This is a genomic window from Microbacterium sp. Root180, assembly GCF_001428485.1.
Classification (GTDB): domain Bacteria; phylum Actinomycetota; class Actinomycetes; order Actinomycetales; family Microbacteriaceae; genus Microbacterium.
This window is the reverse complement of sequence record NZ_LMHS01000001.1, coordinates 100,770-117,694: the sequence shown is the minus strand read 5'-3', so window position 1 is coordinate 117,694 and position 16,925 is coordinate 100,770. Positions and strand designations below refer to the sequence as shown.

The following is a 16,925-nucleotide window of genomic DNA, read 5'->3' as shown; positions in this document are numbered from 1 at the left end:
GAGCCGAGTCGCCAAGACACGCCGTCCACGCGACGCGAGAACGGCGTGTCTTGGCAACTCAGGATGGGGAGCGCGGGCGGTCACCCGGCGCGAACACCCGGAGCGCGTCCGGCACGGCGCGGCAGCGGAGCCGGAAGCCGTCAGGCGCGCGCTCCTCGAGCTCGCCGTCGTGGACGAAGAGCGACGGGCGCCCCGGCGCCGGCGTCACGCGCAGGTCCAGCTCGCGTACGACGAGCCGCTCGATGTCGGCGTCGCGCGGGAACAGGCGCACGGCCCGCAGCACTGCGGCTGTGCGCTTGCCGAAGGCGAGGGAGGCCAGCGCCCGCACGCGCGAGCCCCGCGCGTGATGGACGCGGACGTCCAGGACAGAGGCATCCGCTTCCTGCCGCTGCATCGTCGCGACGCGCTCGGGGTCGTTTCGCCCGGCGCTCACGAACACCGACCACACGCGCGCCCGGCGTCCGTCGAGCACGATCGTGAGCGGCTCGGTGCTGCGCAGCGCCGCCCACGTCGCCGCGACGCCGCCCAGCCACTTGCCGAGGTCGCTGCGACGCTCGCGCTCCTCGATGAGCGCGGGATACGCGCCGACGGAGACCACGTTGAGCACCGTCCGGGGCTCGTCGTCGTCGGCGATCGCCTCGACCACGCCTACCGACACGGTCGACCCGGCCTCGAGTGCGTCCAGCGCGATGCCGACGCTCTCGATCCCCAGTGCGCGCACGAAGTGATTGAACGTCCCGCCGGGCATCGCGAGCATCGGCCGGTCGTACCGTCGAGCGAGGTCTGCCATACGCGAGACCGAGCCGTCGCCGCCGTAGATCCCGAGCACGGCGGGTGCGGCATCCGACTCCATCGCCGCGGCGACGGCGTCTGCGAGGTCCTCGCCCTCGGCGAGCTCGTGGACCTGCGCCTCCGGCACCCGCGCGGCGAACGTCGCGGCCGGATCGGACCGGATCACCGCCGTCCCCGACGCCGCGTTGCGCACGATCAGCACGCCGCCGTCGGCCCGGAGCGGCGCACCGGTTTCGCTGGACCCCTCCATCTTCACGAGCGTAGTGGCGGCTTCGGGGCCTGCCGTCGATCTGCGGGGAGAAGGTGCGGTTGCGCGCGCCGGGACAGCTCGGGTCCCGGTTTTCTCCCCGTGCCTTCACGCGCGCGACGCGCTCCCCGCCGAGAAGTGTTGAAAACCGAGGAGACACGCCGACGTGCACCCCGGAACAACGCGGCCAGGGGCGAGTTCTTCCTCGTTTTTCGACGCCGACGGGCCGAGACTACGCCGGCAGGATCGGGCGGCTCTCGTAGAACGTCTGCAGCACCACGGTGGTGCGGGTGTTGACCGAGGCTGCCAGACGGATGTCGCGGATCAGCGTCTCGAGATGCCTCGGCGAGGTCACCCGCACGAACAGGATGTAGCTCGCGTCACCGGCGATCGAGTGGCAGGCCTCGATCTCGTCGAGGTGCTCCAGCAGCTCCGGCGCATTGTCGGGCTGAGCGGGGTCGAGAGGCGTGATCTCGATGAACGCCGAGAGCGGCTTGCCGACGGCTTCCGCATCGACCGTGGCGCGGTAGCCGGTGATCACTCCGCGCGCCTCGAGCCGGCGAAGGCGCGTCTGCACGGCGGAGACGGACAGCCCGGTCGCCGTCGACAGCTCGGCGAGGGTGGCGCGCGCGTGCTGCGACACCTCGCGGACGATCACGACGTCGATCGGGTCGTCGACGCGGCCGGGAGCCGGCGCCTCGTCGGAGTTCACCATGCGCCGACCTTATCAAGGCGCCCCGGTCGCGAAACAGGAAGCGTTCCTGCCGGACGCATGAATCACAGGAAACCTTCCCGTAGAATGAGGGGCGTCAGAGAAAGACGATCGGAGGTTCACTATGCCCATCAGCCAGACTCCCGCGCAGGCCATCGTCGGCGAACCCGAGGTCGTCGAGGACGCCCGCGCCCTCACCGCCGGCGTCGAGAACTCCCCCGCCTGGCGGAGCCTGAAGGCCGCCGCATCCGCTCTGCAGCCCCTCCAGATCAAGGACGGCTCGGTCCCGGATGCCGCCGCTCACGCCGATGCACGTGCCCACGTCGAGGCGATCATCGCCGCGATCGACGAGCTGCGCCCCCTGTTCCCGCACGACGCCGAGTACCTCGAAGCGTCGATGAGCGACTTCCGCCGCTGGATGGACCAGGGCTTCGGCGTGCCGGACTTCCTCGACTCGCTCGTGGCCTTCCAGCCGCAGCGTCACCGGGTCGACGGCATCCGCCATCTCGTCGTCTTCCCGATGTACACGCAGAACGGTTCGTCCGACCGTCACGTCGAGGCCGTCCTCGTCGAGGTGATCTGGCCGGACTTCATCGCGGAGCTCGAGACCGAGTACACGAACAAGCTGTTCGTGTCGCTGCGCTTCCTCGACTTCACGCCGGGCTACGACACCAACTCGGCGGTGCTCTTCCCCGAGACGGTCGCGATGCGCGAGATCCCCTCCTTCACGTGGGGTGCGATCTTCCAGGACCGCGAGGCCGCGCGCTATCGTCGCGTCGTGCGTGCGGCATCCGAGATCACGAAGCTCGACCTCCCCGACGATGCTGCGCGCATGCTCGATGACCAGCAGCTCACCGAGAAGACGTTCGTGATGTGGGACATCATCCACGACCGCACCCACATGCGCGGCGACCTGCCGTTCGACCCGTTCATGATCAAGCAGCGGATGCCGTTCTTCCTGTACTCGCTGGAGGAGCTGCGGTGCGATCTGACGGCGTTCCGCGAGTGCGTCGCGATCCAGGGCCGCCTGTCGCCGCGCGACGGCCTGTCGGCGTCCGAGGCGGAGATGCTCGAGCACGCCAAGCTCGTGCAGTACGCGGTGATCTTCGACCGGATCTTCCGCTTCTCGATCACCGGCTCGCGCGTGCGCAACTACGACGGGCTCGGCGGGCAGCTGCTGTTCGCGTGGCTGCACCAGCGAGGCGTGCTGCACTGGACCGACACCGCACTCGCCTTCGACTGGGAAGAGGTTCCCGCAGCGGTCGTGGCTCTCGCCGATGCGATCGACGAGCTCTACTGGCGCTCGATCGACCGGCCCAAGACCGCGCACTGGCTCGCGGCCTACGACCTCGTGCGGGGCACGCTCACGCCGAACCCGGCCTCGCAGTGGGCCCGCGGCCTGCCCGACGAGGTCCTCGCCGGTGCCCCGAAGGGCTACACCGACGCGGTGCTGGACGACGAGTTCCCGCTCTCGATGTTCTTCGAGGCGCTCGACAAGAAGATGAAGCCGGTCATCGAGTCGACGGCCGGTGTCACGGGCCGGGATGCCTGACGACGTTTCGTCTCGCTTCACTCGCGAACGAGACCACACGCAGTCCCTCGCCGGCCGGCTCGTCGTGATCGCGGGCGCCACGAGCGCGTCCGGCCTCGCGGCGACGCGCACGCTGGTCTCGGCCGGAGCGCGCGTCGTCGCGGTCGGGCGCGACGCGGCCAGGCTCGGGCCGCTGGAGGCCGCAGGAGCCCGTACCGACGTCTGCGACCTGACCGATGAGGACGCGGTCGCCGGGCTTGCGGAGCGCCTGCACGCGACCGGAAGCGCCGTCGACGGCGTGCTCCACCTGGTCGGCGGCTGGCGTGGGGGCGGCGGGCTCGCCGGCCAGAGCGACGCCGACTTCCGTTTCCTCGAGGGCTCGCTCACTGCGCTGCGCCACGTCAGCCGTGCGTTCGATGCCGATCTGCGGGCATCGTCCGCGGGGCGCCTGGCCGTCGTCTCCTCCACCGCGGTCGCGCGGCCGCTCGCCGGGGGCGCCAACTATGCGGCGGTGAAGGCGGCGACCGAGGCGTGGGCGCGCGCGGTCGCGCAGGGCTTCGCGAAGTCCGCCCGGGATGCCGGACAACCCCTGGCCGCGGCATCCGTCGTCTTCCGGGTCAAGAGCCTCGATGGGCTGGAGGATGCTCTCGCGCAGCGCTTCGCCGATCTGTGGGCCGTCGACGCCGCCGAGGTGAACGACACCGTCGTCGAGCTCACCGCCCCCTCGCTCTGAGTCCGCGCGACCCCTGTCGCACGAACTAGATTGGACACCCGTGACCACGATCCACGACCCGAACCTGCGCGGCTTCGCCTCCGACAACTACTCCGGCATCCACCCCGAGGTGCTCGCGGCCATCGCCGCCGCCAACGACGGGCACCAGGTCGCCTACGGCGAGGACGTCTACACCGAGCGGCTCCAGCACGTCATGGCCCGGCACTTCGGCGAGGGTGTTGAGGCCTACCCGGTCTTCAACGGCACCGGCGCGAACGTCGTGGGCCTGCAGTCGATGCTCCCGCGCTGGGGCGCCGTGATCTCCGCCTCGTCCGCGCACATCAACGTCGACGAGGGCGGTGCGCCCGAGCGCGTCGGCGGGATCAAGATCCTCCACGTCCCCACCGACGACGGAAAGCTCACACCCGAGCTGATCGATCGCGAGGCCTGGGGCTGGGGCGACGAGCACCGCGCCCAGCCGCTGGTGGTCTCTATCACGCAGTCCACCGAGCTCGGCACGCTGTACACGGCCGACGAGATCCGCGCGATCGCCGACCACGCGCACGGCCACGGCATGCGGCTCCACATGGACGGCTCGCGCATCTCGAACGCGGCGGCCTCGCTCGGCCTGCCGCTGCGCGAGTTCACTCGGGACGTCGGCGTCGATGTGCTGAGCTTCGGCGGCACCAAGAACGGGGCGATGCTCGGCGAGGCGATCGTGGTGCTCGAGCCGGCGGCATCCACCGGTCTCATCTACCTGCGCAAGCTCGACATGCAGCTCTCATCCAAGATGCGGTTCGTGTCGGCCCAGCTGGTGGCGCTGCTCGAGGGCGACCTGTGGCTGCGCAATGCGTCGCACTCCAACGCGATGGCGCAGCGACTGCGCACCGGCGTCGAAGCGGGACTGGCCGGCGGATCTATCCGCGGGGTGTCCTTCACGCAGCCCACGCAGGCCAACGGCGTCTTCGCGACTCTTCCCGACGGGGTCGCCGATCGGCTGCGCTCGTCGTTCCGTTTCTACGACTGGGATGCCGCGCGCAACGAGGTGCGGTGGATGTGCTCGTTCGACACGAGCGAGAACGACATCGACGCCTTCCTCGCGGCGATCGCCCGGGAGACCACTCGCGACTGACGCCGGGTCGAGCCGGCCCGGGGTGAGCGCCGGAGGGCCCGGGGCCGGTGCCCTCCTGCGGGTCGCCGCGGGAGGGATCCCGCCGGGTCAGCGCGAGGCGGACTCCAGCTCGTGGAACTCGTCGTCGGTGGAGGAGTCGGATGCCTCGTCCTCGTCGGCGTCGGCGTCGTCGGCGTCGTCGTCCTGATCGGTCTCGGACACGTCATCCGTCTCGACATCGACCTCGATCCCGTCCTCGACCTGCGCGGCGAGCTCTTCAGCCTCAGTCTCGTCGGCATCCGCCGCCGGCTGATCGTCGGCGGAGGGCGACGCGGCGGAGGGCGACGCGGCGGAGCGCGGTTCGCCGAGCAGACCCTCCGGTCGGATCATCTCCTTGACCTCGGCCATGAAGCTCGTGAGCTGGTGCTGCTGCCAGCGCAGCTGGCGGGTGCGGTCCTCGGCGTCGCGCAGCACGCTCTGCGAGTGGGTCGTGACGAGGTCGATGATGCGCTGCGCCTTGAGGTGGGCCTGGTCCAGGTGCTCGCGGGCTCGGACGTTCGCATCGGCCTCGATCTGCTGGGCCTGCGCGCGCTGGAGGCGCTCGAAGTCCTCCGCCTTGGCAGACACGCGCTGCGCGTGATCGAGCGAGGCAGCGACCTGGTCGTTCGCGTCCTGGGTGATGCGCTCGGCGTGCGCGACGGCCTGGTTGTGCAGCACGAGGAACTCCTGCTGCGCGTCGTCTTGGCGCCGGGTCAGCGAGGCCTCGAAATCGAGCGCGCGGACCCGCAGCTCGCGCACGGCCTCCTCGGCCTCGGTGCGCGCGTCGGTCGTCTCGCGGGCGACCATCGATCGCAGTGCCGCGGCGCCCTTCTCGGCCTCGGAGCGAATGGCCGCGGCCTCGCGCTCGGCCTGCGACACCTTCTCGGCGGCGTGGGCGGCCTCGCGCTCGATCATCGAGCGGTGGGCCGTCAGTTCGGTGTCGATGCGCAGCCGCACCTGCTGCGCCTCGTGCTGGGCCTGTGAGATGACGGCGTCCGCCTCGGCCTGCGAGTCCTTGCGGCGGTTCTCGATCTCGGCTCGGGCAGCCTCCAGCAGGCGCTCCCCCTGCACGGTGGCGTTGCGCAACAGGACGCTGGCCTGCTCCTCGGCGACGTGCAGCACCTCTTCGAACTGCTTGCGGTTCGGAGTCTCGCCGGCCGCTCCGCTGAGCTCGTCGCTGAGCGCCTGCACACGAGCCTCCGCGTTCGCGGCCCGAGCGCTGGTCGCGGCGAGTTCCGCCTCGAGGGCGGCCAGGGAATCGCGATCCTCGGCGACGGCATCGGCGATCGCGGCCTCGACCCGTTCGGTCGCGTCGTCGCGTTCGCGCTGGGCGGCCTCGATCTCGGACTCCAGGGTCGCCACCTTCTCGCGGCTCTGCGCCACCGCGGCGCTCGCGCGACGCTGGTTCTGCTTCAGCGCAGCGACCTGGTCGGCTGCCGCCTGCACGCGCGCTCCGAGCTCGGCCACGGCCGCATCGACCTGGTCCTTGTCGTAACCACGGAACGACATCGCGAACGCGGCGCCGGGTGCCGGATTCTGGTCGCCGCCGAGAAGGCGCTCGAAAGCAGCCTCGTCGTCGGAATTGCTCCGGGCCGGATCGACCTTCTCGGACATGGGGGGCTCCGCTTCTTCGGGGGATCTGTCGCCGACCGCTCCGGGTGACGGGGCGACGCGAACCCGGAACCGCACGCCGACCGACAACGAGGAGGGAAGGCGAGGGAGAACCGGAGCACGTCACGCCTCGACGACATCGGGGGGCGGTGTCGCTGCGGGTGCGCATTCGGCAGGGGAAGGATACCTGCCTGACCTGTGCGTCGGCGACCCTGTTCCCAGGATCGGTGCAGGGCGGTGGCGCTGCAGTTTCCGACGACCGCTGCACCGTGCGACGGCGCGCGCGTCGGGAACTGCAGCGCCCGGCGGGCGCTATGCCCCCGCGAGCCACTCCCGGTACGCGTCGAACGCGTACGGACGGCCGAGGAAGGCCTCGACGAGGTCGCCGGCATCGCGCGAGCCACCGCGCTCGAGCACCTCCGTGCGGTAGCGGAGCGCGGCATCCGGGTCCATCAGTCCGCCGGCGAATCCGGTGAGCAGATCCCGCGCGATCACGAGGCTCCACTGGTACGTGTAGTAGCAGGCGCCGTACCCGGTGAGGTGACCGAAGCCCGCGTAGGGGTGCAGGCCCGGCAGGGGCTGGACCGGTGTGGTCGTCGCATACAGTCGCTCGGTCTCGGCCTGCAGGTCCGCGGGGCGATCGACGTGCAGGTGGTACGACACCGACGCGTGCCCGAGCTGGCGGCGCACCTCGAGAGCACGGCCGAACGCGTCCGCCGTGCGCATCTTCGCCACGAGGTCGGCCGGGATGGGCTCGCCGTCCGCGTTCGCGGTGAAGGACGCGAGCACGTCCGCGTCCCACGCCCACTCCTCGAGGAGCTGGCTCGGCGCCTCGACGAAATCCCACTCGGTCTCGAACCCGGTGAACCGCGCGAAGGGCTGACGGCCGCCGAGGATCTCGTGCACCAGGTGGCCGAACTCGTGGAAGAAGGTGACGACCTCGTCGTGCTCGAGCAGTCCGCGCGAGAAGTTGCACAGCAGCGCCGCCTCGGGAAGGACGCGCCCCGGGATGCCGGGAGCCAGGGGGAAGCACGCGGCATGGCTGTACTTGCCGTCGCGCGGGTGAAGGTCGAGGTGGATGCGTCCGATCCGCTCGGCGCCCCGCACGACGTCGTACGAGCGCACGTCCGCGTGCCAGGCGGACGCGTCCACGGGCACGTACTCGACGTCGAGCAGGCGGCCCGTCACATCCAGCACGCCGCCGAGCACCCGTTCGAAGGGGAAGTACGAGCGCACGAGCTGCGCGTCCACGTCGTACTGCTCGCTCTTGACCGCGCCGAGAAGGTGCCAGAAGTCCGCGACCGTCACGGCCGCGGCATCCGGCACATCGCGGCGCAGCCGCTCCAGCAGCACGGGGTACTCGGCCTCGGCCGCCGCGCGCGAGGCTTCGTCGAGGCGGCCGAGGAACGCGGGGATCTCGGCGCCGCCGCCGATCATGCGTGTCTCGGTCTCGAAGTCCGCCCAGTCCGGGTAGCCGAGGAGGCGTGCGCGCTCGGCGCGCACGTCGAGGAGCTCGGCGAGCACGTCTTCGTTCTCGGGCCAGGCGAGGTCGTTGTAGGCGCTGACCAGCGCCGTGCGCGTGGCGCGGTCGGTCGCGTACTCGCGCACCGGCATGAGGTCGGTGTACTCGGTCGTCAGCGTGACGAAGCCGTTCTCGTCTGCGGGATGGGCGTCGAGGAAGTCCTGGGGCAGTCCGGCCAGTCCCGCCACCGGCACCTGGATCTCGCGGCGGCCCTCGCGGATGTTGCGCGAGAAGGTCAGCGACAGCTCGGTGTCGCGGTCGGTGAGCGTGCGCACGCGCTCGCGTCCGTCGTCGTCGAGGCCGACGCCCCCGCGGCGGAAGTCGCGCTGCACGTGCGCGAGCAGCCGAGCCTGATCGTCGTCGAGGCCGTCGGTCGCGGCATCCGCGAACGCCGTCCACAGACCGCGATCGAGCAGCCGCGCGGCCGACAGGGACTCGATCGTCTGGACCTGCGCCTCGGCCAGCTCGCGCACAGAGGCGTCGGGGTGGGCCTCGCTCACCACGTACGCCTCGCTCAGCGCCTCCCGAAGGGCGATGTCGGCGTCGTTCCACAGCTCGAGACGGTCGAAGACGGACAGGTCGGTCTCGGCCCGCAGCCGCGCGTCGGCCGCTTCCACGAGTGCGATGCGGGCGGCGGCCCGGTCGCTGGCGAAAGCAGTCCAGCCGTCGAGGTCGGACGGGAAGCTGATCGGCGCGATGGTCACCGTCCGAGCCTACGTCCGCGCCCGGCGCCGGCGCGGGATCCCGTCCCCGGGGCGCATAACTCCTGCACCACGGCGCGGCCGCACGACTCCACGGGCCGGGGAGCGGCGAGATTCCGGGGTGTGCCGGGTGAGACCCCGACCCCGCCGCACCGAAGTGCAGGAGTTATGCGCCGGAGGGCGAACACGACCGCGCGCCGGGCGCGGACCGCGGTCCGCGCCGGAGGACGAACCCGACCGCGCGCCGGGCGCGGACCGCGGTCGAGTCAGCGCAGGGCGCCGACGCTCGCGAGCGCCAGGCGCACCAGGGTGCCGCGGCCGCCCTCCATCTCGGCGGAGAGGGCATCGGATGCCGCTTCCTGCGGCGCCATCCACGTCACCTCGAGGGCGTCCTGACGCGGCTCGCACGTTCCGGTGACCGGCACGACGAACGCGAGCGAGACGGCGTGCTGACGCTCGTCGTGGAACGCGCTCAGTCCGGGCATCGGGAAGTACTCGGCCACCGTGAACGGGGTCGGCGCGGGCGGGATGAGGGGGAACGCCATCGGTCCGAGATCGTTCTCGACGTGGCGGAAGAGGGCATCGCGGACGGTCTCGCCGTAGCGCACGCGCCCCGACACGAGGGTGCGCGTGATCTCGCCCAGCGGCGTGGCGCGCAGGAGGATGCCGACCTCGGTCACCGCTCCCACGCCGTCGGTGCGCACCGGCAGCGCCTCGACGTACAGCATCGGCAGGCGACGTCGCGCCTCGGCGAGCTCCACGTCGGTGAGCCAGCCGGGGTTGGCGGAGCTTCCCGGTGCGGGGGATCCGAACGAGCCGTCGCCGACCGGACGACCGCCCTGACCGAACGATGCCCCGACGCCGCCGAGCGGATCGCGGGGCGTACCCGAGTCGTCGCGCTCGTTGGGGTCGGGGTCAGGGGTTCGGACCGGCATGCCTCCTGTATACCTCAGCTCCCTCGTCTGCACGTCCTTTCCGTTCGTGCGGGCGAAGACGCGCAACACGCGCGGCGCGAGCGTGCATTCCCCCGCACAACCGAAAGGGCGGGGGTGGGATCAGAGGGCGGCGGGAACCGAGGCGAGCAGACGACGGGTATACGGATGCTGCGGGTCGGCCAGCAGCCGCTGGGTCTGCCCCCGCTCCACGATCTCGCCCCGCGACATGACAACGGTCTCCTCGCACACCCGACGCACGACGGCCAGGTCGTGGCTGATGAACAGCAGCGTGAGGCCGCTCTCGCGCCGGACCGTGGAGACGACCTCGAGCACCTGCGCCTGGATCGAGACGTCCAGCGCGCTCGTGGCCTCGTCCATGACGAGCATCCGGGGCTTCACGGCGAGTGCTCGCGCGATCGCGACGCGCTGGCGCTGGCCGCCGGAGAGCGTCTTCGGCCGGGCGGATGCGTGCTTCTCCCCGAGGCCGACCGACTCGAGCAGCGCCAGCACACGCCGCCGCGCCTCGGCGGTCGTCAGTTTGGTGTGCAGCCGCAGCGCGTCCTCGATGGCCCGGCCGGCGGTGATGCGGGGGTCGAGCGAGAGGTACGGGTCCTGGAACACCATCTGCACGCTGCGCGCGTGCGCGAGGCGCTCGGCGCGCGTGCGCGGCACGGCGGTGCGCTCACGTCCGGCGATGGTGATGACGCCGGCATCCGCCTGCTCCAGCCCGACCACCATGCGCGCGAGCGTCGACTTGCCGGAGCCCGACTCGCCGACGACGGCGAGCGCTCCGCCCTCGGGGATGTCGATCGACACGTCCCGCACTGCCAGGACGGGCGCCTTCCCCCGCCGCTGGTACGCCTTCGACAGCTCGCGCGCATCGAGGAGCGGCGCCGCGTCGGCGTTCGCCGGCGGACGCGGCGGGTCCGCGAGCGGGCCGTCGAGCGTCGGCGTCGTCGCGACGAGGCGGCGGGCATAGTCCGTCGTGGGCGCGGTGAGCACCCGACGGGCCTCGCCCTCCTCCTCGATCGCGCCGGCCCGCATGACCACGATGCGGTCGCACAGCGACCCGGCCAGGGTGAGGTCGTGCGTGATGAAGAGCAGTCCCATGCCGCGGTCGTCGCGGAGCTCTTTGAGGAGGGTGATGATCTCGGCCTGGGTCGTGACGTCGAGCGCGGTCGTCGGCTCGTCGCACACCAGCAGGCGGGGGTTGCTCGTGAGCGCGCCCGCGATCATGACCCGCTGCAGCATCCCGCCGGAGAACTCGTGCGGGAACTGCCGCAGGTGCTCCTGGGGATCGGGCAGCCGCACGGCCGCGAGCAGCTCGATCGCGCGTTCCCGGGCGCGCGCGGTGCTCCACCCCTCGTTGAGTCGCAGCGACTCCGTCATGTGATCGCCGATCGTGCGCATCGGGTTCACACCGGCGCGCGGGTCCTGGAAGATCATCGCGGCTCCGTGCCGGCGGATGTCGAGCAGGTCGCGCTTCGATGCGCCGAGCACCTCGCGCCCGTCGAGCCGCACCGACCCGTCGGTGCGCGCGCGTTCGGGGAGGAGGCCGAGCACGGTCCGTGCGGTGAGCGACTTGCCCGATCCGGACTCGCCGACCAGGCCGACGGTCTCACCCGGCGAGACGTCGAGGGAGATGCCGCGGAGCAGCTCCGTCTCATCGGGCAGACGGATGCCGAGTCCTTCGATCTGCAGAAGCGTCATCGTGATCCTCCCCCGACGCGGCGGGAGAATTCCTCGCCGATGATGTTCACGGCGACCACGACGATCACGACAGCGACGGCGGGGGCGATCGCCGGCATGAAGTGGCCACCGGCCAGGCCCGCCTGGGCCTCGTTGATCATGGAGCCCCAGTCCGGGGTCGGCGGCTGGACGCCGAGACCGAGGAACGACAGTGCGGCGAGCTCGGCCAGGACGTACCCGAAGTTGAGCGTCGACTGCGCGCCGACGACGGGCGTCACGTTCGGGAGCACGCGGCGCAGCGCGATCCAGGACGCACCGAAGCCCTGCACCCGGTATGCCGCCACGTAGGGGCGATGCCGTTCGGCCGTGACCAGCGTGCGGGTCAGCCGTGCGACGAACGGGATGTAGGCGATCGTCATCGCGAGCACCGGCGCGACGAGGCCCTTCCCGAACAGCGCGACCGCCATGATCGCGATGAGCAGCGACGGGAACGCGAAGATCACGTCGAAGATCCGGCCGAGCGCGGCGTCGAGCCACCCGCCGCGCCATCCTGCGAGCAGTCCCAGGAGCGCGCCGAGGACGGTCGAGAGCACCACCACCAGGAACGGGGCGACCAGGGCGGTGCGCGCACCGAAGATGATCCGGCTCAGGATGTCGCGCCCCAGCGCGTCGGTGCCGAGCCAGTGCGACGGGCTCGGCGGCGCGTACACGGCCAGGAAGTCGACCGCGTCGGGCGGATAGGGGGCGAGGAACGGCGCGAAGACGGCGGCGAGCACGAAGCCGGCGAGCACGACCATGGCCGTGAGGAACACGGCATCCGCTCGGCGCGCACGCGGGGCACGCAGGACGCGGACGGCGATCGTCGGAGAGGTCATCGGGCACCCGCTCCCGCCGCCGTGCGCGGATCGATCCACGGCTCGAGCACGTCGATCACGGCGTTGACCAGCACGAAGGCCGTCACGATGAGCAGCACGATCGCCTGCACCACCGGGAAGTCGAGGCGGTCCACGGACTGGACGAGCAGCGAGCCGATCCCGGCGATGCCGAACGCGGACTCGACGATCGAGCTCGCGACGAGCAGGCCCGCCACGAGGATGCCGCTCACGGTGAGGATCGGCCACAGCGCGTTGCGGAAGACGTGGCGCCGCACGACGGCGCCGCGGCGCAGGCCCCGGCTCGTCGCGACCTCCACGTGCTCGCGGTCGAGCTGCTCGACCATCGCCGAACGGGTGACCTTCGCGACGAGCACGGTGAAGACGATCGCGAGCGCGGTCGCGGGCAGGACGAGGTGGTACACGGTGTCGAGGACCCCTTCTCCCGACCCGAACGACGGGAACCAGCCCAGCTGCACCGAGAACACCGCGATGAGCACGATCGACCCGACGAAGGAGGGGATCGCGCCGAGGATCGTCAGCGCGATCAGCACCAGCCGATCGCCGGCACGACCCCGGTAGAGAGCGGCGATCGCCCCGAACCCGAGCCCGGCCACCGCGATCGCGAGGCCGGCCATCACCACGAGCATCAGGGTGACGGGAAGCCGCTCGCCGATGACCGTCGACACGTCCTGCCGGTACTGCAGCGACCGGCCGAAGTCGCCGTGCAGCACCCCGGACAGCCAGGTGAGGTACTGCTGCCACGGCGGCAGGTCGAGCCCGTACATCTCCTTCACCTCGGCGATGGCCTCGGGGCTCGGCTTGCGACCGCGCAGCAGGAAGTTCACGGGGTCGCCGGGTACCAGGAAGCGGGAGAAGAAAACCAGGAGCGAGGCGAGGAAGAGGGTGAGCAGGAGCCCACCCAGCTTCCCCGCGACGCGGCGGACGGCGATCATCGGATGACGGTGTGCGAAGGCGATTCGGCGCTACTTGGCGCCGATGGTCGCCGCCCACGGGTAGTACATGAAGGCGATGGACGGCGCGACACCGGTGATCCGATCGCTCATGAACATCGACATCGGCGTGGTGTACAGCGGCAGCCAGGGCAGCTGGGCGTTCGCGATCTGCTGCGCCTTCGCCGTCTCGGCACTGCGCGCGGCAGCGTCGTCGATCGCGATGGCCTCGTTCACGACCGCGTCGAACTCCGGGTCGCTCCAGTTGCCGTAGTTGCTGAACTCGCCCGTGCGCAGCACCGAGTACATCTCCAGCGGGTCGGGGCTCGAGAGGTACCAGCTCGTGAAGAACAGGTCCACGCCCTCGCGCGCGCTCGGGTCCGAGAAGAGCGACGTGTAGGCGCCGGGCGTGACCGACTCGATGCGTGCCGTGAGCCCGATCGACTCGGCGGCCGCAGCGGTGGCCTGCGAGATGACGGCGAAGTCGCCCGAGATCGGCGCGGTCACGATCACGATCTCCTCGCCCGCGACACCCGCCTCCTCGATCAGGGCCTTGGCGGCCTCGACGTCGTACTCGTAGTGGTCGACGTCCTCGAACGCCGTGTCGACGGCGGCGGGATCGGCGCCGACCCAGACGGACTCGGTCGTCATGACGTCGGTGACCTCGCCCACGCCGCCCGCGCCGGCCTTGAGGATGCCCTCGCGGTCCAGTGCCATCAGCAGCGCCTGGCGCACGCGGAGATCGCCCAGCGGCCCCTCGAGGTTGCTCACGATGAGCTGGCCGACCGCGGTGGTGAGGCCGTAGTACACGTCACCGGCGTCGGATCCGCTCAACTGTCCGTAGGCCGTGGACGGCACCATCCAGGTGCCGTCGACCTCGCCCGACGCGAGGGCGTTGACGCGCGCCGTCGGGTCGGTCTGGAACACGAACTGCACCTCGCCGGACCGCGCGGTCAGGTCGGCATCCCAGTAGTCGTCGTAGCGCGCGAGGGTGATCGACTCGCCGGACTTCCACGCGTCGAGGCTGAAGGGGCCGGTGCAGTTGACGCCGCCCGACGAGTTGCCGTAGTCGGCGCCGGCTGCAGAGAGAGTGGCCGCGGACTCGACGACGCCCGCGGCGCCGCCCATCGCGAGGTTGAACTGCGACCCGGGCACCGACAGGGTGACCGTGACCTCCATGTCGCCGGTCTGCTCGATCGCGGTCACGTTCTGGTAGACGGAATACCAGAACGACCCGACGGCGGGGTCGAGGTGACGGTTCATCGAGGCCACGACGTCGGCCGCAGTCAGCGGGGTGCCGTCGTGGAAGGTCACGCCTTCGCGGATCGTGTAGACCCACGTGTTGGCGTCGGGCTGGGTGGCCGACTCGGCGAGCCCGGGGCTCAGCGTGAAGTCCGGATTGAGGCGCAGCAGCGACTCGCACACGTTGGCGAGCACCTGGTTGTCGGCATAGTCGAACGCGTAGGCGTAGTCGAGCGAGAACGGCTCGGCGTAGATCGACCACGTGAACGAGTCGATGTCGCCGGAGGGTGCCGGCGTCGTCTCGGTGAGCTCCCAGCCGGTGGACGTGGCGTCGGGCGTCGAGGCCGCAGGCGCGCACGCGCTGAAGGCGAGAGCGGATGCCGCGACCGCGGCCACGACGGCGAGGGAACGGGGGGCGCTGGTGAAGCGGGTCATGCGAGGTCCCTTTCAGTGGCGGTGGTGCGTTCGTAGACGGCGGCGCCTTCGATCCAGGTGGAGTCGACGGTCGCCAGGTGGATGTCCTCCGAAGGAAGCGAGAACGGGTCGGGAGAGAGGACGACGAGATTGGCGAGGTATCCCTCGCGCACCCAGCCGGTGTCGTGGTCGCGGTGGTTCACGTACGCGGAGCCCGACGTGTACGCCGCCAGGGCGGTCTCCAGGTCGAGGCGCTGGTGCGCGCCGCCGAGCGGGGCGGACTCGCTGCCCGGGTAGGCGCGGGTGACGGCGATGTGGATGGCGTCCATCGGGTCGGCGCTCGAGACCGGCCAATCGCTGCCGGCCGCGAGGCGCACTCCCGCGCGGGCGAAGTCGCCGAACGGGTAGTGGCGCTCCTCGGCGCCGTCGCGGAGGAACGGGAGCGTCAGCTCGTCGAGCTGGGTCTCGTGCGTCGCCCACAGCGCCTGCAGGTTGGCGACGGCATCGGTATGGACGAAACGCGGCACCTCGGCCGCGTCGACGACCTGCAGGTGGGCGAGGTGATGACGGCCGTCGCTCGGGCCGTTCGCGTCGCGGGCCGCCTGGACGGCGTCGAGCGCTTCGCGCACGGCGCGGTCGCCCAGCGCGTGGAAGTGCACCTGCATGCCCGCCGCGTCGAGCGCGGTGACGGCCGCGCGGACGACGGCCGGGTCGACGAAGGACAGGCCGCTGTTGCCCGTGACGTGGCCGTGCGGGTCCTTGTACGGAGTGAGCATCGCGGCGGTCTGGTTCTCGGCGACGCCGTCGACCATGATCTTGGTGGTCGAGATCGTGAGCCGGTCGGCGGGCACGCGCGAAGCGAGCTCGTCGCGCCTGGCCGTCATGCGCTCGACCTGCTCGACACCCGCATCGCGCTCCCACCATTGGGCGCCGACGACGTGCACGCGCAGGACGCCGTCGCGGATCGCGCGCTCGTACGCGTCGAGCGGATCGGCGATGATGCTGGATGCGCCGACCGCGGCATCCTGCCAGCCGGTGATGCCCAGCGCGATCAGCTCATCCTGTGCGGCGAGGAGGCCGCGATAGGCGAGTTCGGGATCGTGGTCGGGCCGGACCGCGGCGAACATCTCGCCCGCGCCCTCGTGGAAGGTGCCGGCAGGGGTGCCATCCGCTTCGCGCTCGATGCGCCCGTCCTCGGGATCGGGCGTGGAGGCATCGATCCCGGCCAGCCGGATGGCCGCACTGTTGACCCACGTGCTGTGGTGGTCGCGGCTGAGGAGCAGGACGGGACGGTCGGGGACGACCTCGTCGAGCAGTCCGCGCACCGGTGCACCACCGGGGAAGTGGTCCATCGACCAGCCGCCGCCGAGGATCCACGGCTCGTCGGGATTCGCGTCGGCGTAGGCCTTGATGCGCGCCACCGCATCCGCCGCGTCCGCGGCGCCGGTGAGGTTGCACTGCAGCAACTCCATGCCGCCCGAGACCGGATGCACGTGCGCGTCCTGGAAGCCGGGCGCGAGCAGCGCGCCGTCGAGGTCGACGACACGCGTGCCGTCTCCGACGAGCGTGGATGCCTCGCCCTCGGGCACGATCGCGGCGATGCGACCTCCGGTGACGGCCACGGCGACTCCGGTGAGGGGTCGGCCCTCGCCGACGAACACCGGACCGCCGACGAACAGCACTTCTGCGACTCCCATGTCGCCTCGCTTCCTCTGAAGGATCTCGATGGGGCCCGAGATTACGCGTGGACAACACTGGTGTCAACGGTGTTGACCGATTTGTGATCTGGCACGTTAGGGTGGTGTCGAAGGACGGTGTCCGACGGATGCCGCGCCAGAGCGC

Annotated in this window: 13 protein-coding genes; 3 read left to right on the top strand and 10 right to left on the bottom strand. The window is 71.2% G+C overall.

Features of this window, described 5'->3' with window-relative positions; all coding sequences use genetic code 11:
• Positions 1 to 58: 58 nt before the first annotated feature.
• Together ASD93_RS00560 and ASD93_RS00555 are read right to left on the bottom strand one after the other, a co-directional pair.
• On the bottom strand, positions 59 to 1,042 hold the full coding sequence (locus tag ASD93_RS00560; RefSeq protein ID WP_056117588.1) for a diacylglycerol/lipid kinase family protein: 984 nt from the start codon (positions 1,040 to 1,042) through the stop codon (positions 59 to 61).
• A 229-nt stretch (positions 1,043 to 1,271) separates the two neighbouring features.
• Positions 1,272 to 1,754, bottom strand: a complete 483-nt coding sequence (locus ASD93_RS00555) for an Lrp/AsnC family transcriptional regulator (protein WP_056117585.1) — start codon at positions 1,752 to 1,754, stop codon at positions 1,272 to 1,274.
• A 121-nt stretch (positions 1,755 to 1,875) separates the two neighbouring features.
• Between ASD93_RS00555 and ASD93_RS00550 the strand changes: the two genes are divergently transcribed.
• The 3 genes from ASD93_RS00550 to ASD93_RS00540 are packed head-to-tail and all read left to right on the top strand — an operon-like array spanning position 1,876 to position 5,126.
• Positions 1,876 to 3,303, top strand: coding sequence for a DUF6421 family protein (locus ASD93_RS00550; protein ID WP_056117581.1), 1,428 nt, complete (start codon positions 1,876 to 1,878; stop codon positions 3,301 to 3,303).
• Positions 3,296 to 4,015 (top strand): SDR family NAD(P)-dependent oxidoreductase, encoded by a 720-nt coding sequence (locus ASD93_RS00545; protein WP_056118973.1) that lies wholly within the window; start codon positions 3,296 to 3,298, stop codon positions 4,013 to 4,015. Before ASD93_RS00550 ends, ASD93_RS00545 begins: the two co-directional genes overlap by 8 nt.
• 40 nt (positions 4,016 to 4,055) lie before the next feature.
• A complete protein-coding gene (locus ASD93_RS00540; RefSeq protein WP_056117580.1) occupies positions 4,056 to 5,126 on the top strand; it encodes a threonine aldolase family protein in 1,071 nt (356 codons plus the stop codon).
• 87 nt (positions 5,127 to 5,213) lie between these two features.
• On the opposite strand, the gene ASD93_RS00535 is transcribed toward ASD93_RS00540, so the two are convergent.
• The 8 genes from ASD93_RS00535 to ASD93_RS00500 form a co-directional block, all read right to left on the bottom strand.
• Positions 5,214 to 6,758, bottom strand: coding sequence for a hypothetical protein (locus ASD93_RS00535; RefSeq protein WP_056117578.1), 1,545 nt, complete (start codon positions 6,756 to 6,758; stop codon positions 5,214 to 5,216).
• Positions 6,759 to 7,067: 309 nt separating this feature from the next.
• Positions 7,068 to 8,981 (bottom strand): M3 family metallopeptidase, encoded by a 1,914-nt coding sequence (locus tag ASD93_RS00530; protein WP_056117576.1) that lies wholly within the window; start codon positions 8,979 to 8,981, stop codon positions 7,068 to 7,070.
• Between the two features lie 263 nt (positions 8,982 to 9,244).
• Entirely contained in the window at positions 9,245 to 9,913 is a 669-nt protein-coding gene (locus tag ASD93_RS00525; RefSeq protein ID WP_056117574.1) for an NUDIX hydrolase family protein, read from the bottom strand.
• 120 nt (positions 9,914 to 10,033) lie between these two features.
• On the bottom strand, positions 10,034 to 11,623 hold the full coding sequence (locus ASD93_RS00520) for a dipeptide ABC transporter ATP-binding protein (RefSeq protein WP_056117572.1): 1,590 nt from the start codon (positions 11,621 to 11,623) through the stop codon (positions 10,034 to 10,036).
• Positions 11,620 to 12,477, bottom strand: a complete 858-nt coding sequence (locus ASD93_RS00515) for an ABC transporter permease (protein ID WP_056117570.1) — start codon at positions 12,475 to 12,477, stop codon at positions 11,620 to 11,622. The genes ASD93_RS00520 and ASD93_RS00515 overlap by 4 nt, the downstream gene beginning before the upstream one ends.
• Entirely contained in the window at positions 12,474 to 13,430 is a 957-nt protein-coding gene (locus ASD93_RS00510) for an ABC transporter permease (RefSeq protein WP_056117568.1), read from the bottom strand. Before ASD93_RS00510 ends, ASD93_RS00515 begins: the two co-directional genes overlap by 4 nt.
• Before the next feature lie 30 nt (positions 13,431 to 13,460).
• Positions 13,461 to 15,104, bottom strand: coding sequence for an ABC transporter substrate-binding protein (locus ASD93_RS00505; RefSeq protein WP_056117566.1), 1,644 nt, complete (start codon positions 15,102 to 15,104; stop codon positions 13,461 to 13,463).
• A complete protein-coding gene (locus tag ASD93_RS00500; RefSeq protein WP_056117565.1) occupies positions 15,101 to 16,780 on the bottom strand; it encodes an amidohydrolase in 1,680 nt (559 codons plus the stop codon). Before ASD93_RS00500 ends, ASD93_RS00505 begins: the two co-directional genes overlap by 4 nt.
• Between the last annotated feature and the right edge of the window lie 145 nt (positions 16,781 to 16,925).